The 21,307-nt window shown below is 40.0% G+C and carries 21 protein-coding genes; 13 read left to right on the top strand and 8 right to left on the bottom strand.

Going from position 1 to position 21,307, the window contains the following annotated elements; genetic code table 11:
- Window positions 1–6: 6 nt before the first annotated feature.
- The 4 genes from E0H94_RS06695 to E0H94_RS06710 all read left to right on the top strand — a co-directional run bounded on the left by E0H94_RS06695 (window position 7) and on the right by E0H94_RS06710 (window position 3,826).
- Window positions 7–1,077 carry a methionine ABC transporter ATP-binding protein gene (locus tag E0H94_RS06695; protein ID WP_131325694.1) on the top strand — a complete coding sequence of 357 codons (1,071 nt, stop codon included), beginning with the start codon at window positions 7–9 and terminating at the stop codon, window positions 1,075–1,077.
- Complete coding sequence (locus E0H94_RS06700; protein WP_131325695.1) at window positions 1,058–1,717, top strand: methionine ABC transporter permease; 660 nt, start codon at window positions 1,058–1,060, stop codon at window positions 1,715–1,717. The genes E0H94_RS06695 and E0H94_RS06700 overlap by 20 nt, the downstream gene beginning before the upstream one ends.
- 113 nt (window positions 1,718–1,830) lie before the next feature.
- A complete protein-coding gene (ychF, locus tag E0H94_RS06705) occupies window positions 1,831–2,922 on the top strand; it encodes a redox-regulated ATPase YchF (protein WP_116762617.1) in 1,092 nt (363 codons plus the stop codon).
- 292 nt (window positions 2,923–3,214) lie between these two features.
- Window positions 3,215–3,826 (top strand): superoxide dismutase, encoded by a 612-nt coding sequence (locus E0H94_RS06710; RefSeq protein WP_131325696.1) that lies wholly within the window; start codon window positions 3,215–3,217, stop codon window positions 3,824–3,826.
- A 200-nt stretch (window positions 3,827–4,026) separates the two neighbouring features.
- Here E0H94_RS06710 and E0H94_RS06715 read toward each other — a convergent pair whose 3' ends face one another.
- Window positions 4,027–4,566 carry a DUF962 domain-containing protein gene (locus E0H94_RS06715; protein WP_131325697.1) on the bottom strand — a complete coding sequence of 180 codons (540 nt, stop codon included), beginning with the start codon at window positions 4,564–4,566 and terminating at the stop codon, window positions 4,027–4,029.
- Window positions 4,567–4,660: 94 nt separating this feature from the next.
- Here E0H94_RS06715 and E0H94_RS06720 point away from each other — a divergent pair, with 94 nt between their 5' ends.
- Window positions 4,661–5,362, top strand: coding sequence for a Crp/Fnr family transcriptional regulator (locus E0H94_RS06720; protein ID WP_227548562.1), 702 nt, complete (start codon window positions 4,661–4,663; stop codon window positions 5,360–5,362).
- 88 nt (window positions 5,363–5,450) lie between these two features.
- On the opposite strand, the gene E0H94_RS18455 is transcribed toward E0H94_RS06720, so the two are convergent.
- Window positions 5,451–5,624, bottom strand: coding sequence for a hypothetical protein (locus E0H94_RS18455; RefSeq protein WP_165495592.1), 174 nt, complete (start codon window positions 5,622–5,624; stop codon window positions 5,451–5,453).
- 178 nt (window positions 5,625–5,802) lie between these two features.
- Window positions 5,803–6,288, bottom strand: a complete 486-nt coding sequence (locus tag E0H94_RS06725; RefSeq protein ID WP_131263679.1) for a hypothetical protein — start codon at window positions 6,286–6,288, stop codon at window positions 5,803–5,805.
- Window positions 6,289–6,389: 101 nt separating this feature from the next.
- On the opposite strand from E0H94_RS06725, the gene E0H94_RS06730 reads away from it, so the two are divergent.
- The 5 genes from E0H94_RS06730 (at window position 6,390) to dapC (ending at window position 12,826) form a co-directional block, all read left to right on the top strand.
- Entirely contained in the window at window positions 6,390–7,148 is a 759-nt protein-coding gene (locus E0H94_RS06730; RefSeq protein WP_131325699.1) for an AzlC family ABC transporter permease, read from the top strand.
- Window positions 7,138–7,485, top strand: coding sequence for an L-valine transporter subunit YgaH (gene ygaH / locus E0H94_RS06735; protein WP_131325700.1), 348 nt, complete (start codon window positions 7,138–7,140; stop codon window positions 7,483–7,485). Before E0H94_RS06730 ends, ygaH begins: the two co-directional genes overlap by 11 nt.
- Before the next feature lie 238 nt (window positions 7,486–7,723).
- On the top strand, window positions 7,724–8,938 hold the full coding sequence (gene purT, locus E0H94_RS06740; protein WP_171462053.1) for a formate-dependent phosphoribosylglycinamide formyltransferase: 1,215 nt from the start codon (window positions 7,724–7,726) through the stop codon (window positions 8,936–8,938).
- Between the two features lie 26 nt (window positions 8,939–8,964).
- Window positions 8,965–11,631, top strand: a complete 2,667-nt coding sequence (gene glnD / locus E0H94_RS06745; RefSeq protein ID WP_131325702.1) for a [protein-PII] uridylyltransferase — start codon at window positions 8,965–8,967, stop codon at window positions 11,629–11,631.
- Between the two features lie 25 nt (window positions 11,632–11,656).
- The gene (gene dapC / locus E0H94_RS06750) at window positions 11,657–12,826 is read left to right on the top strand and encodes a succinyldiaminopimelate transaminase (protein ID WP_131325703.1); all 1,170 of its coding nucleotides are present in this window, start codon (window positions 11,657–11,659) and stop codon (window positions 12,824–12,826) included.
- A 734-nt stretch (window positions 12,827–13,560) separates the two neighbouring features.
- On the opposite strand, the gene E0H94_RS06755 is transcribed toward dapC, so the two are convergent.
- The 4 genes from E0H94_RS06755 to msrB are packed head-to-tail and all read right to left on the bottom strand — an operon-like array spanning window position 13,561 to window position 16,005.
- A complete protein-coding gene (locus E0H94_RS06755; protein ID WP_131325704.1) occupies window positions 13,561–14,175 on the bottom strand; it encodes a LysE family translocator in 615 nt (204 codons plus the stop codon).
- Between the two features lie 41 nt (window positions 14,176–14,216).
- Entirely contained in the window at window positions 14,217–15,086 is an 870-nt protein-coding gene (locus E0H94_RS06760; RefSeq protein ID WP_205679290.1) for a helix-turn-helix domain-containing protein, read from the bottom strand.
- A gap of 20 nt (window positions 15,087–15,106) precedes the next feature.
- Window positions 15,107–15,589, bottom strand: a complete 483-nt coding sequence (locus E0H94_RS06765) for a glutathione peroxidase (protein ID WP_131325705.1) — start codon at window positions 15,587–15,589, stop codon at window positions 15,107–15,109.
- A complete protein-coding gene (gene msrB / locus E0H94_RS06770) occupies window positions 15,586–16,005 on the bottom strand; it encodes a peptide-methionine (R)-S-oxide reductase MsrB (protein WP_116762589.1) in 420 nt (139 codons plus the stop codon). The genes E0H94_RS06765 and msrB overlap by 4 nt, the downstream gene beginning before the upstream one ends.
- 229 nt (window positions 16,006–16,234) lie before the next feature.
- On the opposite strand from msrB, the gene E0H94_RS06775 reads away from it, so the two are divergent.
- Together E0H94_RS06775 and gloB are read left to right on the top strand one after the other, a co-directional pair.
- Window positions 16,235–17,665, top strand: coding sequence for a pyridoxal phosphate-dependent aminotransferase (locus E0H94_RS06775; RefSeq protein WP_131325706.1), 1,431 nt, complete (start codon window positions 16,235–16,237; stop codon window positions 17,663–17,665).
- Window positions 17,666–17,808: 143 nt separating this feature from the next.
- Window positions 17,809–18,540, top strand: coding sequence for a hydroxyacylglutathione hydrolase (gene gloB / locus E0H94_RS06780; RefSeq protein WP_131325707.1), 732 nt, complete (start codon window positions 17,809–17,811; stop codon window positions 18,538–18,540).
- 510 nt (window positions 18,541–19,050) lie between these two features.
- Here gloB and E0H94_RS06785 read toward each other — a convergent pair.
- Complete coding sequence (locus tag E0H94_RS06785) at window positions 19,051–19,434, bottom strand: DUF962 domain-containing protein (RefSeq protein ID WP_131325708.1); 384 nt, start codon at window positions 19,432–19,434, stop codon at window positions 19,051–19,053.
- Between the two features lie 382 nt (window positions 19,435–19,816).
- Here E0H94_RS06785 and E0H94_RS06790 point away from each other — a divergent pair, with 382 nt between their 5' ends.
- On the top strand, window positions 19,817–21,280 hold the full coding sequence (locus tag E0H94_RS06790) for an inorganic triphosphatase (RefSeq protein WP_131325709.1): 1,464 nt from the start codon (window positions 19,817–19,819) through the stop codon (window positions 21,278–21,280).
- The last annotated feature ends 27 nt before the right edge of the window (window positions 21,281–21,307 follow it).

Below are 21,307 nucleotides of genomic sequence, written 5' to 3' on the forward strand. Positions count from 1 at the left end.
AAGACAATGGTGAGTTTTGGTTCTCATGTGGATTTTTCCCTTCCACATATCAAAATCCGTAATTTGAACAAGTATTATGCAGTACAAAATCAACACGTCCATGCACTAAAAAATATTGATTTGGATATTCCTGAAGGTAAGATTTTCGGCATTATTGGTAAAAGTGGTGCGGGAAAATCTTCCCTGTTACGCACACTCAATGGCCTAGAAAAAGTCAGTGAAGGTAGCATTCACATCCATCAACACAACTTAGCCGAACTCAATCATGCCGAACTGATTCAGCTACGTCAGCGCATCGGCATGATCTTTCAGCACTTTAATTTAATGTCTGCCAAAACCGTCTGGGACAATGTCGCGCTTCCGCTCAAAATTGCCCATTACAGCGCTGCTGAGATTGAGCAACGGGTCAGTGAAGTGCTACAACTGGTTGGTTTAGCAGATAAAGCGCAACACTATCCTGCCCAACTTTCAGGTGGGCAAAAACAACGGGTCGGCATTGCTCGAGCGTTGGTACATCATCCTGAAATATTGTTATGTGATGAAGCAACTTCGGCACTTGATCCAGAAAGTACCTCAGTGGTGTTATCGCTGCTCAAGGAAATCAATCAAACCCTCGGTATTACCATTGTCCTGATTACTCATGAAATGCAAGTAATCCGTGAAATTTGCGATCAAGTGGTGGTGATTGAACACGGTGAAATTGTGGAGTCTGGACAAGTCTGGTCGGTATTTTCTAATCCTCAGCAGCAAATTACCCAAGAGTTGCTGAATTTAGAACAATTGGAGTTGCCATTTCAGTTACACGCAGAACCCTCAACAGAATCGAGTCATACGATCTTGCGATTAAGTTATGCTTCGACATTACAACATGCACCCGATCTAAACTCGATATTCTCAAGCGTAGATGGTCCCGTGCACCTGTATCAAAGCCATATTGATTCGATTCAGGAACATTTGATTGGAAAATTTGTGGTGGCCGTGCCGCAAGCCAATCTGGATCTCAATCAGCTTAAACAACAACTGCAACACCAGTTTGCCAAAATTGAGGTATTGGGCTATGCACGACCAACTCATTGAACTCTTGCTCACAGGAACAGTTGATACCCTGCTCATGGTCGGTGTATCCGCGATTTTGGCTTTCCTGATTGGTTTACCCATGGCAGTCATACTGGTGAATACCAGTGAACACGGCATTTATCCCTCAAAACCGATTAATCAAGCTTTGGGTTGGGTGGTGAATATCACCCGTTCGGTGCCTTTCCTGATTTTAATGGTGGCTCTGATTCCCTTAACACGCTTTATTGTCGGCACCAGTTACGGCGTCTGGGCTGCTGTCGTGCCCCTGACCTTAGCCGCAACACCATTTTTTGCACGGATTGCGGAAGTAAGTTTGCGTGAGGTCGATCAGGGCTTAATTGAAGCCGCACAAGCCATTGGTTGTAACCGTAAACAAATCATTTGGCATGTATTACTGCCCGAAGCATTACCCGGGATTGTGGCAGGTTTTACCGTCACCATTGTCACCATGATTAACTCCTCCGCAATTGCAGGCGCGATTGGTGCAGGTGGATTAGGTGATATTGCCTATCGTTATGGTTATCAACGCTTTGATATGCAAATGATGCTTGCGGTCATTGTGGTATTGGTGATTCTGGTCATGTTGGTACAGGCAACAGGAGATGCGCTTGCACAACAACTAGACAAACGAAAAGTTTAACAATCATGCACTTGAAGGTGCCGAAAAGAAAGATACCAGCCATGACCTGACTTTGTCATGGCTTTCATGTAAAATCAGCGCCAATTTTTAAATAATACGTTGTGAGTCATTTCATGGGTTTTAATTGCGGTATTGTCGGCTTGCCGAACGTTGGTAAATCTACCCTTTTCAATGCGTTAACTAAAGCAGCAATTGCGGCAGAAAACTTCCCGTTCTGTACCATTGAACCAAACACAGGGATTGTTCCTGTTCCAGATTTACGTTTAGACAAATTAACTGCAATCGTAAAACCACAACGTGTGATTCCAACCACGATGGAATTTGTAGATATCGCAGGTTTGGTTGCTGGCGCATCTAAAGGTGAAGGACTCGGTAACCAGTTCCTTGCCAACATCCGTGAAACTGATGCCATTGCACACGTAGTTCGTTGTTTTGAAGATGAAAACGTTATTCACGTGAATGGTAAAATTGACCCCTTAGATGATATTGCCACCATCAATACTGAACTTGCACTTGCTGACTTGGAAACTGTAACCAAAGCCGTTACACGTTTAGCAAAATCAGCGAAAAGTGGCGACAAAGAAGCCATTGCAACGAAAGCCGTTTTAGACAAAATTCTGCCTTTATTAGATGAAGGCAAACCAGCTCGTGCTGCAACGCTTGATGACGATGAACGTAAATTGGTACGTGGTTTTGGTTTAATGACTTTAAAACCAACCATGTACATCGCTAACGTGGCTGAAGATGGTTTCGAAAACAACCCACATTTAGAAGCAGTGAAAAAACTTGCTGCGGAAGAAAATGCAATTGTGGTTCCACTGTGCAACCAAATCGAAGCTGAAATTTCATTACTTGAAGATGAAGACCGCGCTGAATTCCTTGAAGCTCTAGGTATGGAAGAACCTGGTCTTAACGTGGTGATCCGTGCAGGTTATGCCTTACTTGGCTTACAAACTTACTTCACGGCAGGCGTACAAGAAGTACGTGCTTGGACTGTAAAAGTTGGTGCAACTGCGCCACAAGCTGCGGGTGTGATTCACACTGACTTTGAAAAAGGCTTCATCCGTGCTGAATGTATTGCTTATGATGACTTCATTCAATATAACGGCGAAGCGGGTGCCAAAGAAGCAGGTAAATGGCGTTTGGAAGGTAAAACTTACGTGGTACAAGACGGTGACGTTTTACATTTCCGTTTCAACGTCTAATTAAGTTAGATGTTGCTAAAAGCCAGTGTTATCACTGGCTTTTTTATACCCAAAATATGGATGAACCAAGCTCATCAACAACACCTCTTAACTTTATATACAAAAGATACAGAGCACTCTCCTTTTTCTGTCGCCTGAAATCTTGAGCATAATTCAAACATAAATGACTCAGGTTAAACACAATTTCCATATGATAAATATAATGATAATAATTATCATTATATTTACATTAAATCCAACATCGCCTACACTCCTATTCATAACTAAAAACTTAGATTAAAAGGATGCTGCTATGGCTTATACCCTTCCCCATTTACCTTATGCCTATGATGCACTCGAACCGCATATTGATGCGAAAACCATGGAAATTCATCATAGTAAGCATCATCAGACTTACATCAACAATATTAATGCAGGCATTCAAGGGACACCTTGGGAAAACTTAACGGTGGAGCAATTAGTTACTCAGGTAAATGATGTTCCAACACAACTCAAAAGCAATGTCATCAACAATGCAGGTGGACATGCCAATCACAGCTTATTCTGGACCATTATGAGTCCTCAAGGCGGTGGACAACCTATAGGCAAAATTGCAGCAGCGATAGAGGCTGAACTGGGTGGATTTGACAACTTTAAAGAGGCTTTTACCAAAGCGGCACTCACCCGCTTTGGTAGTGGATGGGCTTGGCTAACAGTCAGCCCAGATCAAAAATTATTGGTAGAAAGCACAGCCAATCAGGACTCGCCACTCATGCAGGGTCACACACCCGTTTTAGCACTCGATGTGTGGGAACATGCCTATTACTTAAAATATCAAAATCGACGCCCTGAATATATTTCAGCATTTTTTAATGTTGTGGACTGGCAAGAAGTCAACCGACGTTATGAACAGGCAATCCAATAATGCATGTGGTGGTTGAATTGCCCATGTCATCATTTCATCAACTACGCTTTATATTGGGAGTTCTTATTTTGCTAAGTGGTGCATTACTTTGCATTTATAAAGTGGCTACATCCATATATGTCTTTTAATTTTTGAGAAACTGTGTCCAATGCTCCATATGGCAGAGCATTGGATTAAAATACATAAAGATTTAAATGGTATTAAGATGTCGTGGCATGTGCAGGTTTCGTATCCATCGCTGCGCGTTGTTTTCGTGCCTGTTCCAATATACGTTGTTGCAATTCTTGTCTAAAGCCCATCATAAATATCGCTTCGGCTAATACAAATAACGGACCAATGATCAAACCGACTAAATCATCGACAAAGGCAGGTTTTTTCTTTTCATAAAAATGCCCCACAAACTGAAATACCCAACCCACCACAAAAATACCAATGCTCAGCGTTAACCACACCGCAAAACCTAAACTGGCAATCTTTAATGCCACAGGATAGACCGCAGAAAATAGCAATAACATGATACAGCCAAACCAGAGATCTAATTTCAAATAATACGCACAACTCACTATAATCAAGCCCAAGGCTAAGGTGATTTCAAATCCTGCAAAGTGAAACCCTGCCCGTGCTGTCAAACACATAATGGAAAACACAATCAGCGGGATCCCCACAAAATGCGTTAAAATATTTTTATGATCAAGATGATAAGCCGCATACTGGCTTAAAAGTTGTTCTAATTTACTCATCGGAATCGTCCTTGTAAGATGCATAAACGCACTATATAAAAAAATCATTTTTATAGTTGTCACCTAGCCGACAATTCAAAATATAAGGATGCCCATGACACTGCAAATGGATGATCTTCAACATCTGGCAAATAATCGTTGGTATTCTGAATTACCGCTCTCCTTTCAGCAGTTTATTCAGGAACATGCGCTTATACAGCACTATCAGAAAGAGCAAGCTATTTTTTACTCTGGAAATGCTTTTAATGGAATCTATGCCGTACTCGATGGCGCAGTACGCTTAGGCTATGTCGATATTGAAGGTACAGAATCTATTGCTGCAATTGCAGAGCCGATTATGTGGTTTGGTGAAATCTCTTTAATTGACCAGCAACCGCGTTCCCACGATGCCATTGCGATTCAAAAAACACGCATCCTGCATATTCCTAGTGCTGCCATCCACACTTTACTCACTACACAGCCTCAGTTTTGGTTTCATATTGCTCAACTCACCAGCCAGAAATTACGTATTGCCTTTTTAGAGCTGATTTCAATTCAAACTCAGACCATCAGGCAACGGCTAGCTTTACGATTAATGCTGATTTTACAAGGCTATGGCAATCATGTACTGATTGAAAAAAATGTCATTCAATTGAGTCAGGAACAACTGGCACAAATGTTAACTTGTTCACGGCAAACGGTGAATCAGGAATTACAAGCTTTAGAAAAACTCGGTGTATTAAAACTTGCGTTTAAAAAAATTGAAATTTTAGATCAGGAACAGTTACATCGCTTGGCGTATACCCTACACAGCTAAAACCAAAGTAACATGCCGTGTTGTTATGGTGCAAAAGTTTTCACCATAACTGTGCACACTTCAATATATGCACCAAAAAGTAACTCAATTAAGAATTTAATTGGCAGACATTGACCTCATCAAAACCATTGGTGCAAGGTGCAACTTCATGTGCAACAGAATCATGCAAAGCTGTGTGTGCTTTCGGTTGTTCAATCTGCGCATTCACCGTTGAACTGAATACCCAGAAAAGACTTAAAGCAAGCATAGATGTTTTCAACATAGAACGATAACCTCACGATCATAAATGTTACTTTTCACGTAAATTATATCGTTTTTTATCGCATAAAGATAATGCATTAAATTAATCAAGTCAGTCTTATTTTCTATTATCGTCTTTACTGTTCGTACATCTGCATTGTAATGTTATCAACCACAATGCAGCTTTAAATATTTAAATTTTATGAACTAAATGCCTTTTTCTTCGGGTCAGTATTGCCTAATTCTGGATGCTCAAGCGCATCTTTGCATTGTGCTTTGTCTCGTTCATAATCCGCTTTTTTCTGCGATACTGTCGCTGAGTTCTCCATAGTCTCCCGCGCCCAAACATCTAAACCAGTCAATGCTTTTCGACACAATGCGTATTTGCCTTCAGTCACAGAGTCTGTCATTTTGACGTTAATACGCCAATCTGTACTTAGTTTACGCGCAGGTTTACGTACATTCTCTTCAATTAAATTCCGTTGCTTACGGTATACATAAGGATCTGCCTCGTTCATGAATCGCCATGCTTCATGTGCATAGGTGGTTGCATCATTGGTTAATTTAGGCGCAGCCTTAATTTCAGCTTTCTTTTCAGCATGATCTGAAGATTGACCACAACCTTGTAATAACACCGCACTACTCAACACAGAAACAACAAGAACAGGCGCTCTAAGTATTCGCATTTAGGGAATCACCGCAACAATCTAGTAAGCACTATGCTAGTAAATTCGGCTACAATACACAATCTTATTTGACCTATCGTTTAACTCTAACAAGGTGTGTCGTGTCACAACACAAATTAACACCCAAGCAAACGGCTGGCTTTTGGCAAGGTGCCAAAGATAGCCAAGCGATTATCTTAACTTATTTACCTGTTTCTTTTGCCTTTGGGGTTTCTGCGACGCAGTTTGGCTTTAGTGCTTGGGAAGCCTTATTTCTCTCTTGTACCATGTATGCCGGTGCCAGCCAATTTCTGGTGGTTGCACTTTTAGGCAGTGGGACATCTATTTGGATGACTGCACTGACTGTCATTGCCTTGGATATTCGTCATTTACTGTATGGTCCAGCCTTACAAAACCTAATTCAAGACCGATTAAACCTAAAAAAAACCGCGATTTGGGCGTGGGGACTGACTGATGAAGTCTTTGCTTCAGGCATGATCAAACTTTCTCAAAGACGCCAAGAATGGTCTGAATCATGGATGTTGGGACTGAGTTTATTTAGCTGGTTATCTTGGGCAACCGGCTCTTTTTTGGGTGGACTGTTTGCCGATCAAGTCAGCAATCTACCGCAGTTTCTTCAGGCTGCACTGGATTTCTTGTTGCCCGCGTTATTCCTCAGTTTCCTACTGGCTGCTTTTGAGAAAAAACATATTTTTGTGGTGAGCGTGACCATTTTAGTGTCTGCGATTGCCTGCTATTTCATTGATCTCTCTGCGGCAATTTTCATTGGTATTTCATCAGGTATATTTGCAGGTTTGTTTAAGCACTATGTCCTCAAACAACATGATGCAGAACTTACAGGAGCATCACATGAATCTTGAGATTATATTGGTGGGAGTTTTGGTCGGTATTGCCAATTTTGCCTCACGTTTTGGTCCTTTTTTTGTCATTCAAAAATTTCAACAGAATTCGCAAAAGCGTGGTGCATTGTGGTTAAAAATCGCCTTAGGCTCAATTGGTATTTCCGCCATTAGCTCCATGTTGGTCGTTGCAACTCTTCCACCATTGTTAGAAACACCCAATAAAAGTTTGGCAATGTTAATTGGGTTTTTGGTCCTGACTGGCTTGTATTTCAAGTTTAAGAAAATTGTACTCGCAACTTTAACTGCTGCGTTGACCTATGGTCTGGTTTATACCTATATGCCTTTTCATTTTTAATTTATTCTGAATGGATGATTCACAACCCAATTCATCACTTGAGAGCAATTTTCAGGTGATTAACTAAAAAGATGAAATAAACTTACTTTATGAAAGTTAAATAATTTTGATTAAAAGCATAAATGATCCTGTCAGAATAAACTGCTCAAAAAATTGTTCGACAATCTTATTATTTTATGTGAAACCGACCTGAACACGGCCTTGAGTTCTGCTATGCTAAAACCCCATTTACGCAAGGATGAATCACATGAGCGTGACTATTGGTACTCCCCTTCAATCTTCTGCATTTAAAGTTCTACTATTAGGGTCTGGTGAACTCGGAAAAGAAGTGGTGATTTCACTGCAACGTTTGGGTGTCGAAGTACACGCAGCTGACCGATATGACCATGCTCCTGCCATGCAAGTTGCGCATTATCAACATACCTTGAATATGGCAGATCCTGAAGAATTAAAACAACTCATTAATCAAGTTCAACCCAACCTTATTGTTCCTGAAATTGAAGCGATCGCGACTGAAGTTCTGGTCGAAATTGAAGCACAACAAATCGCGACCATTATTCCTTCTGCCAAAGCCGTGAACCTTACCATGAACCGTGAAGGTATTCGTCGCTTGGCTGCGGAAGAACTTGGTTTACCCACGTCTGCTTACCGTTTTGCCGACTCTCTTGAATCTTTCCGCGCTGCTTGTGATGACATTGGTTATCCAAACTTTGTGAAACCGGTCATGTCCTCTTCGGGCAAAGGTCAATCACGTGTAAAAAGCTTTGCTGAAGTGGATGCTGCTTGGGAATATGCGCAAACAGGTGGCCGTGTAAATCAAGGTACTGTCATTGTGGAATCACAAATTGACTTTGATTTTGAAATTACCTTACTCACTGTTCGTGCTAAAAATGCAGAAACAGGTGAAATTGAAACCCAATACTGCGACCCAATTGGCCATCGTCAAGATTCTGGTGATTATGTAGAAAGCTGGCAGCCACAACCCATGACAGCAGTGGCTTTGGAAGAAGCAAAACGTATTTCTCATAAAGTCACGACTGCTTTAGGTGGTTGCGGTATTTTTGGTGTGGAATTGTTTGTCAAAGGTGACAAAGTGTGGTTTAGTGAGGTCTCACCTCGTCCACACGATACAGGTCTTGTGACTTTAGCTTCTCAATATCAAAGCGAATTTGAATTACATGCACGCGCCATTTTAGGCTTGCCTGTCAATACCGCTCGCCACAGTGTTGCTGCAAGTGCTGTCATTTATGCAGGTGTGGATGATACCAATCTTTCCTTCTCTGGCTTAAATCTTGCTTTGGCAAATCCAAATACTGATTTACGTCTGTTCGGAAAACCTGAAGGTTTTAAACGCCGCCGTATGGGTGTTACTACTGCACGCGCTGAAACCACCGATCAAGCACGTGAACTGGCACAACACGCTGCGGATCAAGTCATTGTGAATCAGAACTAACTTATACATATTACGGACTCCTGTTCATGATCAATACTTCACCATTATTGAATTACGTCAAAAGTAACCATGATATTCAAGCGATTAACCAATGGCGTACCGATGTAGAAAAGCAATTACAGGAAAGTTTTGAACATGGACAGCCCATTCGTGAAATTATTTTAGCGCGCTCTAATCTGATTGATGAAGCACTGCAATTTCTCTGGCAACATGCTGAGTTAGATCAAACCAATCTCGGTCTGTTTGCGGTCGGGGGCTACGGTCGCCATGAAATGCTGCCATATTCAGATGTCGACATTATGATTTTGTCGGAAGATGAAATTACAGCAGATCAAGAGAAACTGATTTCTACTTTTATTTCTTCGCTTTGGGATGTTGGCAATTTTAAACCCGGCATCAGTGTGCGTAGCATTCGCCAATGTGTCGAAGAAGCCACCAATGATCTCACTGTTGCCACTACCCTAATTGAAGCACGTCTAATTATCGGCTATGAACATCTCGCACGTTGGCCGCGTCGCATTGTTTCGCAAACTTGGACAGATAAAACTTTCTTTGACGCGAAAATGGAAGAACAACATCGCCGTTACGCACAACACAACAATACTGAAAGTAATTTAGAACCCGACATTAAAAATGCTCCGGGCGGTATCCGGGATATTAACCAAATTGGCTGGATTGCTAAACGCCATTTCCGAGTGAACCGTATTTATGACTTAGTCCATTTGGGCTTTATTTCTGAGTTTGAACTCGGTGTATTGGAAGAAGCCGAAAGTTTCTTATGGGAAATTCGCCATCATTTACACCGTCTAACCAAACGTGACGAGAACCGTTTATTATTTGACTATCAGCGTGACATTGCTGGTATGTTTGGTTATGTACGTGAAGAAGATAAGTCACCCAACTATCCAATTGAACAATTCATGAAACGGTACTACCGTACTGCGCAACAGGTGTCTACCCTGAATGAAATGTTGTTGGCATATTTTAGTGAATCCGTTATTACCCCACGACTGCCACAATATGAACGTCAAATTGTAGAAATTAATGATAATTTCAAACTAGTCGATGGCAAATTGGCAGTTCAGCACCATAAAATTTTCGCTGAAAAGCCTAGTGCAATTTTAGAATTATTCTATTTACTCGCGAACCGTCCAGAAATTGAAGGCATTCGCGCGCGCACCTTACGTCTACTCATACTCGCAGCGAAACGCATTGATCAGGCTTATCGCGATAATCCTGAACACCAAGCCTTGTTCATGGCAATTATTCGTTCGCCTTACCGCTTATATGACACCATGGTCGCGATGAAGCGTTATGGCGTTCTGGGTAACTATATTCCTGCTTTCGGACAAATTATGGGACTCATGCAATATGATTTGTTCCATATTTATACGGTCGATGCACACACTTTATTATTATTGCGTAACTTAAATCGCTTTAAAGAGCCTGAATTTGCCAAAGATTTCCCTGTCGTCAGTTCAGTATTCCAACGTTTAGCACGACGTGACATTGTATTTTTAGCCGCCTTATTCCACGACATCGCCAAAGGACGTGGCGGTGACCATAGTGAACTTGGTGCAGATGATGCCATTGAGTTCTGTCGCGTACACGGATTTACCGAGCGTGAATGCAAACTGGTGGCTTGGCTAATTCAAAATCATCTACTCATGTCACTGACGGCACAGAAAAAAGACATTTCTGACCCCGATGTGGTGAAAGATTTCGCAGAAAAACTGGGGGATATGGAGCATTTAGATTACCTCTATACCCTCACTGTTGCCGATATTAATGCGACCAACCCAAAACTTTGGAACTCATGGCGCGCATCACTCATGCGCCAACTCTACACGCATGCTCGCGACATTATTCGCACAGGTCTTGGTCGCCCCGTCGACTACCAAATGCTGATAGAAGACACCAAATTTGCAGCCAGTGAAATGTTGGTCAACGATTTTTCTTTGGCTGATGTAGAAAAAGTCTGGCAAGAACTCGGTGATGAATATTTCATTAAAGAATCGGCTGATGAAATTGCTTGGCATACCCGCGCAATATTAGAACACGGTGAAAATCCTGCACCGTTAGTATTAATGCGTGCACATCGTATTTCTGCGCAAGATGCGGTACAGATCTTTATTTATACGCGCGACCAACCCAACTTATTCGCAACCACTGTGGCCATTTTAGATCGAATGAATCTGGATGTTCAGGATGCGCGAATTATTACTGCGACTACAGCATTTAGTTTGGATACCTATGTGGTTTTAGACCGTTTTGGCACCTTATTAACCGATCCTGAACGTGAGGCTACGGTTATTCACTCGCTCACCTCAGCACTCAGCCAATCTGATAAATATCCGGGATTAATGCAGCGCCGTATTCCACGCCAACTTCGCCATTTTGATATTGAAAATACGGTAGATGTAACCTTGAATGAAGCGTTACAGCAAAATATGGTTGAAATTTCTACACTTGACCATCCGGGATTACTTGCGAAAATTGGTGGTCTGTTTATGATGCAAGGTTTAGACATTCACTCTGCTAAAATTGCCACTTTAGGCGAACGCGCCGAAGATATCTTCTTTGTGACCAAAAAAGATGGCTCACCAATGACGGAAGAAGAAACGGTATTATTTGCCAATCAACTGAAGCTAGCATTGGATGAAGCCTCTAATCAGGTCTGTGGTCAACATTAATTTTTAACGTTCGGGTATCCGTTTCATGAACTCTAGTTTATCCCTATTACATCCTTATCCATTTGAAAAGTTAAATAAACTTTTTAAGGATGTACAACCTGCAGATTTACCTTTGATTCCTCTTTCGATTGGAGAACCAAAGCATCCTGCACCAGAGTTTGTGAAACAGGCGATTATTGATAATTTCCAGCATCTATCGACCTATCCAAACAGTAAAGGTTTACCTGAATTACGCCTTAGCATTGCCAACTGGTTAACGCGACGTTTTCATCTCAATCAAATTAATCCTGAACAGGAAATTTTGCCTGTTTCAGGGACGCGTGAAGCGATTTTTTCATTCGTACAAGCTCTGATTAACCGTGATGAAAAACCGTATGTGGTGATGCCAAACCCGTTCTATCAAATTTATGAAGGGGCAACTTTACTGGCAGGTGCAGAACCTTATTTCATCAACTGTACCGAAGAAAATGGCTATTTAGGTGATTTTGATGCGGTACCTGCTGAAGTCTGGGAAAAAACAGCACTCTTGTTTGTTTGTACACCGGGCAACCCAACAGGCGCGGTACTGTCTAAAGAACAATTTAAAAAGCTGATTGCGCTATCCGATCAATACGGTTTTGTGATTGCATCAGATGAATGCTATTCAGAGCTTTGGTTTGATCAAGCTCCAACTGGACTTTTAGAAGTTTGTGCTGAAATTGGACGCGATGACTACAAAAACTGTGTCGTGTTCCATTCACTGTCAAAGCGTTCAAACTTACCGGGTATGCGTTCTGGTTTTGTTGCGGGCGATGCAGCCTTATTAAAACCATATTTGCAATATCGTACTTATCACGGTGCAGCAATGCCTGTTCAACATCAGTTGGCCTCTATTGCAGCATGGGATGATGAAGCACACGTTGAAGAAAATCGCGTGCAGTACCGTGCCAAGTTTGATTTATTTCAAAATGAATTGGGACAGCTATTACCCATACAAAAACCTGATGCGGGCTTTTATTATTGGCTTAAAGTAGATAATGATGAAGCTTTTGCCAAAATGTTAATGGAAAAAGCTCATGTAAAAGTCCTTCCAGGACGCTATTTATCGCGTGATACCGCGACTGGTAACCCTGGTGAAAACCATGTCCGTCTCGCTCTAGTTGCAGACCTTGCACAGTGTGAGCAAGTAATCGCGCGATTAAAAGCCATTTTATAATTAGTCTGAAAAAAACAAGGGGCATTCTCAACAGCCCCTTGGTTTAATCACTAAAAATATTTCAAATGACCATCTATAGCTTGTAAGCAAATTTACTGCTTTTATGCACCCGAGTAACAATAGAAAAAACAAATACTTACATACTTTTCACTGGTTAAATTAGTCGTATTGACTTAAATATTTAATTGTTCATTTAACAGTTAACTCGCCATAGCATCCATCAAGCCATATGCACCAACTTATACTCCGGATAATACTGTTCCTCATTGGTGCTATCCATATAAGGTATCCCAACACCCGAACGCAGCTCGTTTAACAGGTTTTCGTTGCTGAATGGAAACATACTGAAACCTGATTATTCGGAATTACAGGCGTACGAATCGTATTTTTGATACTTAACTCTTGTTCAGAATCATTATACATATAGGCAAATTGCGTAGACAACTTATCGGGGAAATTCAGATTTTCTTGTACTCCCCCCTGTATTGGTTCGTTTACCCGCTTGTAGCAGCTTATGTGAACTACCTGCAACGATGCTTTTTTCAGTCAAATCAAAGGATGCCAGCATGATTTAAGCATTCGGGTTCATTTCATCTCAATCTCGTATTGTTCACCTGCAAAAGGTTTAAATGCATGCTGGTAGCCAGAGAAATCCATTTGATGACTCCGCCTTTTACAACAGTCTGCCATGTAAAATAATTATTCATCATAAAATAGATCTGTAGAGTCATCGATTAAAGCATTATCAAAACCATAGCAAATCCTAAAAAACAACAACCTGTCAGCCTATACAATACCCTCGTATTCCTTTTTAAAAAGAGATTCCAGCCACTAAAATTGAATAGTTTAAGCAAAAACAAATTCCAGAACAGAACAACACAGACCATCCATAGGCATATCAAAAATAGCTGTTTAAAATTAAATTGATTGTAGACCAATAAAATCAGACTACTATAAAACATCAAATTTTTCGGATTAAGCACACTAGATTGCAAACCTTGAGCGAAACATAAAACGCTTGATGTCTTTATTCGGATTTGATCTTGATCTGCTAAATGCTCATTTTCTTTGTCACGATAACGAAAACATTGCAACGCCAAATAAAGTAAATAAGCTCCCCCTAAACAGCTGAAGAGTTGTAATAGAATGGGATGAATTTGACCTAAGCCCCACAACAAGACAAAGATCAACAACAAAATCAGTGCATTTCCAACCGCAATTCCCAATACGCTATAACGTGCTAATTTTGAACCATATTTCATTGAATGAATTAAAATAAGGAAAAAATCAGGTCCCGGAGAAAGTAAAGCAATAAAATGCGTAACTGCAATAAAAAAGAATAACTCCATAACTCATCTCAACTAAATTTTGAGACAAGCCTAGAACCTACTTAAATTGAATTCTTGTATAAAATTGCGCGACGGTGCTGCTTTTGATAGAACTTCGGCGTGGTCCCTGTCAACTGCTTAAACACACGTTGAAAATGACTTTGATCACTAAAACCCAATTGATAACTCATTTCAGCAATATCCTTACCTTGCCTTAAGAGCTTTCTCGCCTGATTAATTTTTAAATTGAGTTGATAGGCATGAGGCGTTAACCCCAACTTCGACTTAAATAAACGAATGATGGCGTAGCGACTTAACCCACTTTGCTCAGACAATTGCTGTAATGATAAAAACTCAGCATTGCCACTCAACCTAGAAAGTAGCAATTGGAACTCCTGCTGCGCATAGCTATTTTCGGTAAGTAATTCCAAGTGCAAATTGGGAAATAACAGCTCAGTTAAGGTTTGAATTAGCGACTGTTCTTTCTGTAAATATGAAATGGAAGAATCAAATAAACTTTGATTTAAATGGCAAAAATCTGAATATAGTCGTTCTGATTGATAAAGTTGAGGTTTATACTGAGGAACTGCATCACAACGAAAATCCTGTTTAGTTTCATGTAGTAACTTTTGTAACCAGAGCATATCCAGATGCATCATTTGATAACTCCACGCCTGATTGGGTTCAGGATTACAGGAATGCTCAACATGCGCAGGGATAAGAACAAGGGTTCCCGATTCTATGGGCCATGTCCCCACAAAATGACTATTAAAAATACTTCGACCGACATCTACTGCCCCTATAGAAAAGGTCGGATGGCTATGTGCTTTATAACAAGCACGACTGTTACATGCCCTACGTGTTTCCACATAAGGCATATTCGGATTATTCCAAAATTCGACCTGAATTTCAGAAAAACTTTGCTGCGTCATTAATCCATTTAACATTACACTTATTTTTGTAATGCCTTTTCAATCTCTTCTTCTAAAGCTTCAGGTTTAGTTGTTGGCGCAAAACGGTTTAAAACGGTTCCATCTTTGCCAATTAAGAATTTGGTAAAATTCCATTTAATGCCGCTACCTAAAACACCTTTGCTGTTATTGGTTAAATAACGAAAAATGGCATGGGCTTCTGGTCCTTTTACGTCGACCTTGGCAAACATTGGAAAAGTGACCCCGTAATTTTTCTGGCAAAATGCTCCAATTTGGTCGTTTGAACCTGGATCTTGTCCACCAAATTGATTACATGGGAAGCCAAGCACTTCCAACCCCTGCGGCTTATATTTTTCATATAATTTTTCTAAACCAGCAAATTGCGGGGTAAACCCACACTTACTCGCAGTGTTTACGATTAATAAAACTTTCCCCTTATAATCGGCAAAAGCTTTATTTTTTCCATCTAGTAACTCAGCTTCAAACTGATAAATGTTGGTCATGGATAGGTTTCCTCGTCATTTTTTTCTTGTGATTGTAATTCTAATGAAGCCGAATTTACGCAATAACGCAATCCTGTCGGCTGCGGACCATCCTCAAAAACATGCCCTAAATGAGCGTCACAATGATGACAAACTATTTCAGTTCTTTCCATACCATGTGAACTATCTTGTAATTCATCAATTGCTCCTCCAACAATTGGCTTAAAAAAACTTGGCCAGCCACAACCACTGTCAAATTTCGTCGTAGACGAAAATAACGGTGTACCACAGCAACGACACACATAAGTTCCTTCTTGCTTGGTATTCCAATATTTCCCCGTAAAAGCAGGTTCTGTTCCTTTTTGTCGAGTTATACGGAATTCTTCTGGTGATAACTCTCTTTGCCATTCTCGGTCTGTTTTACTGAGTTTTCCCATGATTATTTCCCTTTCTATCTTGCTGTTTAAAATAAGATAATCTTATATTTACGTGATTCATCTTAAAATTTCTAGTCTTTACTTAACAATTTACAAAAGACTTATAATTTCAATAAAAGCAAAAAGTAAGCAAATACTCAAAATCTAGTAAGCATTTTTATTAATTCAATGCTTTTTTGTGAGCAAAATTGGTGCTATTCTTGTGATCGTGCTTACTCAGGATTAAAAAATGTCGCAGAAAAAGAGCGTTATTTTTAAACATCTACTGCCTGTGATTAAAGAATATCAACAGGCGGGATTTACGCATGAAAAAATTGTTGCTTTACTCAGAGATGAACATGATCTCGATTTGGTAACAACTGAAACATTTAAAAGTTATTTATATCGTTATGCAAAAGTGACCTCCACTCTTTCCGAGAACATCAAAATGCCGAACACTACCCAAACCCCACGCGAAATAAAAAAATCGTCTAAGCTCGAGCATGTATGCTACGACATTCGTGGACCAGTGTTACGAGCGGCCATCGAGATGGAAGAAGCTGGTCATAAGATTATTAAACTGAATATTGGCAACCCGGCTCCCTTCGGCTTTGAAGCCCCACAAGAAATTATTAATGATGTCGCATTAAACTTGCCCAATGCTGTAGGTTATACCGACTCAAAAGGAATTTTCCCTGCACGTAAAGCCATTTGCCAGTATTACCAGCAAAAAGGCATTTTCGATATGCATGTGAATGATGTGTATATCGGCAATGGCGTATCTGAACTCATCGTCATGGCGATGCAAGGTTTATTGGATGATGGCGATGAAATGCTGGTGCCAATGCCAGATTATCCGCTGTGGACTGCGGCAGTAAACTTATCGGGTGGTACTGCAATTCACTATAAATGCGATGAGGAAAATTTCTGGTACCCAGACATCGCGGATATGGAAAGTAAAATCACGCCAAATACGCGTGGTATTGTCATTATTAACCCAAACAATCCAACGGGTGCAGTCTATCCACGCCATGTATTAGAACAAATTGTTGCTTTAGCCAAAAAATATGACCTGATTTTATTTGCAGATGAAATCTACGACAAAATTATTTATGACGGTATCGAACATGTTTCCGTTGCTGCGCTAGCAGGTGATCAACTGTGTATCTCATTCAACGGTTTATCAAAAGCTTATCGTATTGCAGGTTATCGTTCAGGTTGGATGGCCATTACTGGTGATAAATCACGCGCAATGGATTACATCGAAGGGCTAGACATGCTTGCGTCTATGCGTCTGTGTGCCAATCATCAAGCACAATATGCGATTCAAACTGCATTAGGTGGCTACCAGTCGATTAATGATTTAATTCGTCCAGGTGGTCGTTTGTATGAGCAACGTAATATCGCATGGCAAATGCTGAATGAGATTCCGGGTGTGTCGTGTGTCAAACCTGAAGGTGCAATGTATTGCTTCCCTAAACTTGATCCAAACGTGTATCCAATTCAGGATGATGAGAAACTCATGCTCGATTTACTCCGTGCAGAGAAAGTCTTATTGGTTCAAGGTACTGGTTTTAACTGGCCAACACCAGATCATTTCCGTGTCGTATTCTTGCCAGCAGAAAATGAACTGCGTGAAGCCATTACCCGAGTGGGTCGTTTCTTGGCAAAGTTACGTTAATTCTAATATTTGAAAAAGCCGCATTTTGATGCGGCTTTTTTTGTATTGATCTCACACCCATGACTGATTAATTACAACGTTGAAATAGTGAGCCTAAGGCATTCAATGTTAAACTTGATAACAAGAGAGAATGAGCGAATAACATGACTTATCAAGTACATATCATTGATGTAAAAAATCAATTACAAAACTATATTTGGTTACTTGAACATACCGAAACCCATGAAGTAATTGCCGTAGACCCAACCGAAGCACAGTTAGTTGAAGATTATTGTCAAGAACATCAATTGCACCTGAAGCAAATTTGGCTTACGCATTGGCATAAAGATCACATAGGTGGTGTACACGGTTTACTGGTCAATCGGAATATTTCCGTTTATGGTCCTCGTGATGAACTAAGCAAAATTCCGTTCATTACCCATCCACTCGCAGATGGTGACCATTTTAATTTTCATGATATTCGTATAGATGTGATTGCTGTTCCTGGACACACCTTAGGTCATATTGTCTATTTTAGTGATGCGCTTGATCTGGTTTTTTGTGGAGATACTTTATTTGCAATGGGCTGTGGTCGAGTATTTGAAGGGACTTTCGAACAGATGTATCATTCCTTGAATCGTTTGGCAGCATTACCCCCGCGAACCCAAGTATATTGCACCCATGAATACACCCTTTCCAATGCCAAATTTGCGCTACATGTAGAACCTGATAATCTTAAAATTCAGCAACGTTTTGAACAAGTTGAGGCTTTGCGAATGCTGGGTCAACCCACTCTCCCTAGCAATATTGCCATTGAATTAGAGACCAATCCCTTTTTAAGGGCACAGAGTGTCGAAGAATTTAAAAAATTACGTGAATTAAAAGATAACTTTTAATTTTTGTATTTAACAAAAATCCCTAGTTTTGGGGATAGAGCAAGTACCCAAATCACGGTTTAATAAAGACACAAAAGCAATAAAATACAACGATAAAACTGAAAGATTTCGTTTATTTTCAATAATTATAATAACAACTGAAAATAAACATGACTCTCTAATTTTTTGCACCAACCACATGGGCAATGTGGGCAAAAAATTAGGGAGTCTTTCAATGTATAATCCCAATTTTTTTAATTATAGATATTTGTTTATTTACATCCTAAATAAAAAAAGCCCAGAGAAAGGTCACTCTAGGCATTGGAAACTTGCTGTATCTTGAGTAAACCCAAGACCATCTAAAATTCTGAAACTTATACTACATCAGAAGGATTGAACATCCTAGCCATTTTCATGAATATATTTGAAGATTACACTTTATTGCACAATTAAAAATCATGTATAACAAATACATATATAAGAATTATGACCCAATATTATTATACAGATGTACTTTAATTTAGATAAAAATCAACTTGGAATTTTATCTAATGAACGGCATTTCAAACTCAAGTTGCCGCGGACAATATCAGACAACATACGCCAATCCGAAATAAAGCTGTAAAGTGGTTGTTTAAAAGATGCTGGCTTATTCTTTTCATACAGAAAATGTCCGACCCATGCACATGCATAACCTGGGATCAAACCATACAATACATATTTAGGTTTACGATGGCGAATTGCTTTCGCTATCCAATATGCACCAATAGTACTGCCTAAAACATGTAGACGCCGACTAGTAATATTACGGTGCTCGGTCAAATAAAAACGATAAAATTCATTATAATTTCGAATGGGTAATTGTGGTGCTTGAACATGCTCCAAATTCCCAGTGGCTTGAATAGTTGCGTTCATATTTAAATCATCCTGATTGTTTTAAATTATAACTTTTGATTTTGCACCCATATCATTGTGCTTTACTTTAAATGGGTCAATTACATTTTTGCTTAAGTCCAAGCTTTTAAATTGGCAAAAATAATGCTTATCCTTGCGACTTAATGATCAATCTGAAACTTCAGATCTGGTCTCGCACTGCAAAAGAAACCACCTATGGGGTTGATGGAAGCATTTCATCAGCACTCAAAATTTAGAATGCATCAACTGCCGATAATTTCACTCATAAGCGCGTACAGCATAGAATTTTTCAGCTAGAATTTAATATTAAAGCGTCACATCAGTTTTGAGCAAAAGCTGCACAAGACCTCCCCTTTTTTGAACCATAATCTAAGGCAAATTTATGATTGAAGTTGAATTAAAATTTCAAATTCCTACAGCAAAAAGAACAACGCTACTTAAAGCCTTAGACCCAAAAAAATCAAATCTGATTCACCTACAAGCAAAATACTTCGACACGCCAGATAAACAACTTTCACAACATGGCGTTGCCTTACGCTTGCGCCTTGAAGGTGAACATTGGGTTCAAACCTTAAAAGCAGCTGGAAAAAGCCATTTGCACCGCTTTGAACATAATCATGATTTCGGTGTTTCTGAACATGCCCCTGCTTTAGATTTAACGATTTATGAACATGAACCTGAAGCACGAGCCATTTTGAAAAATGCTTTGGGTGATCAGCTTACTTCATTAAAATTACAGTTTGAATCTGATATTCAGCGTACTTATCGTGTGATTCACTTCGAAGATGCAGAAATTGAAGTCAGCCTCGATATTGGTCGCTTAGCCACCGAAACTGAAGAAAGAGAAGTCCATGAAGTTGAATTTGAACTCAAACAAGGTTCTATTCAGTCTTTACTTGCCTTTAGTTTTGAATGGGTTAAAAAATATCAACTTTGGTTAGATGTACGCAGTAAAGCCGAAATGGGACATCTCCTCTCGATTCAGCAACACGCTAGCCCTGCTCAACAGAGTAAAACTTTTCAATTAGTCAAAAAAGACAGTGCTGACAGTAATGTCCGCTCGCTCATCGCGCAACAGTTACAGCACCTACTTCCAAATATTGCAGCCATCTCCGCAGGCGTTGCCGAAAAAGAGCATCTTGAACAAGCTTATTTGGCTTTGGATCATCTCTATTTAACTTCTGCCTTATTGAAAACGTGGAGCAAAGATGTTTCTGATAAATGGGCATATCAGTTGGCGGCTTTTAAACATCATTTTGAAAAATTACAGCAGCTTGAGCACATGCAAAGTACTTTGGGCGCATTACTTCAAAACCCGACAACTGTCGCTAGCCTAACCCAAGATATTTTATATGCACAAGAAAAGCTGAATAATTTGGTGCGCTCAACACTCAATGTCCATCACTTTTTAGAGCTTTTAATGTTTAGCTTGCAAAGCAGCACTGCTACGCAAGAGCTAGACTTAAAAGCTTATGCACAAAACACCTTACAACAGCAATATAAACAGATCCACGAGCAGCTTTTAGAAACTGAAGTCACAAAATTTGAAAGCCTTGAGCAACTTTCACAACGTATTCGCGAACTCAAATTTAGCTTCCCTATACTCACCTCAATTTACGATGTGAAAAATCTACAAAAATATAGCAAGGCATTAAATGAAGCACATCAAGCTGCCGAAGAATACTTAACGCTCAGTTCATCTGCTGCCTATATTCAACAAACCGAATTAGAAGCAAGCGACTGGTTTATTTTGGGTTGGTTGACTGCGAAACAAGAAGTGTATGCTCAAGCACTTCTGGATGCGACTGAACAATTTATGGTGAGTCGCAAGTTCCTTAAATTCTAAGCTACTTGATACCCCTAATACATCTAC

It is taken from the genome of Acinetobacter sp. ANC 4173 (genome assembly GCF_004331255.1).
Taxonomy (GTDB): Bacteria; Pseudomonadota; Gammaproteobacteria; order Pseudomonadales; family Moraxellaceae; genus Acinetobacter.

Bases quoted from the DNA above. Each gene is read 5' to 3' on its own strand.
- E0H94_RS06725 (WP_131263679.1), bottom strand. From the start codon at position 6,288: ATGCGAATACTTAGAGCGCCTGTTCTTGTTGTTTCTGTGTTGAGTAGT.
- ygaH (WP_131325700.1), top strand. From the start codon at position 7,138: ATGAATCTTGAGATTATATTGGTGGGAGTTTTGGTCGGTATTGCCAAT.
- E0H94_RS06755 (WP_131325704.1), bottom strand. From the start codon at position 14,175: ATGGAGTTATTCTTTTTTATTGCAGTTACGCATTTTATTGCTTTACTT.
- E0H94_RS06785 (WP_131325708.1), bottom strand. From the start codon at position 19,434: ATGAACGCAACTATTCAAGCCACTGGGAATTTGGAGCATGTTCAAGCA.
- E0H94_RS06790 (WP_131325709.1), top strand. From the start codon at position 19,817: ATGATTGAAGTTGAATTAAAATTTCAAATTCCTACAGCAAAAAGAACA.
- E0H94_RS06715 (WP_131325697.1), bottom strand. From the start codon at position 4,566: ATGAGTAAATTAGAACAACTTTTAAGCCAGTATGCGGCTTATCATCTT.
- E0H94_RS06710 (WP_131325696.1), top strand. From the start codon at position 3,215: ATGGCTTATACCCTTCCCCATTTACCTTATGCCTATGATGCACTCGAA.
- E0H94_RS18455 (WP_165495592.1), bottom strand. From the start codon at position 5,624: ATGTTGAAAACATCTATGCTTGCTTTAAGTCTTTTCTGGGTATTCAGT.
- E0H94_RS06775 (WP_131325706.1), top strand. From the start codon at position 16,235: ATGTCGCAGAAAAAGAGCGTTATTTTTAAACATCTACTGCCTGTGATT.
- E0H94_RS06760 (WP_205679290.1), bottom strand. From the start codon at position 15,086: ATGACGCAGCAAAGTTTTTCTGAAATTCAGGTCGAATTTTGGAATAAT.
- purT (WP_171462053.1), top strand. From the start codon at position 7,724: ATGAATCACATGAGCGTGACTATTGGTACTCCCCTTCAATCTTCTGCA.
- E0H94_RS06765 (WP_131325705.1), bottom strand. From the start codon at position 15,589: ATGACCAACATTTATCAGTTTGAAGCTGAGTTACTAGATGGAAAAAAT.
- glnD (WP_131325702.1), top strand. From the start codon at position 8,965: ATGATCAATACTTCACCATTATTGAATTACGTCAAAAGTAACCATGAT.
- E0H94_RS06700 (WP_131325695.1), top strand. From the start codon at position 1,058: ATGCACGACCAACTCATTGAACTCTTGCTCACAGGAACAGTTGATACC.
- msrB (WP_116762589.1), bottom strand. From the start codon at position 16,005: ATGGGAAAACTCAGTAAAACAGACCGAGAATGGCAAAGAGAGTTATCA.
- E0H94_RS06695 (WP_131325694.1), top strand. From the start codon at position 7: ATGGTGAGTTTTGGTTCTCATGTGGATTTTTCCCTTCCACATATCAAA.
- ychF (WP_116762617.1), top strand. From the start codon at position 1,831: ATGGGTTTTAATTGCGGTATTGTCGGCTTGCCGAACGTTGGTAAATCT.
- E0H94_RS06720 (WP_227548562.1), top strand. From the start codon at position 4,661: ATGACACTGCAAATGGATGATCTTCAACATCTGGCAAATAATCGTTGG.
- gloB (WP_131325707.1), top strand. From the start codon at position 17,809: ATGACTTATCAAGTACATATCATTGATGTAAAAAATCAATTACAAAAC.
- dapC (WP_131325703.1), top strand. From the start codon at position 11,657: ATGAACTCTAGTTTATCCCTATTACATCCTTATCCATTTGAAAAGTTA.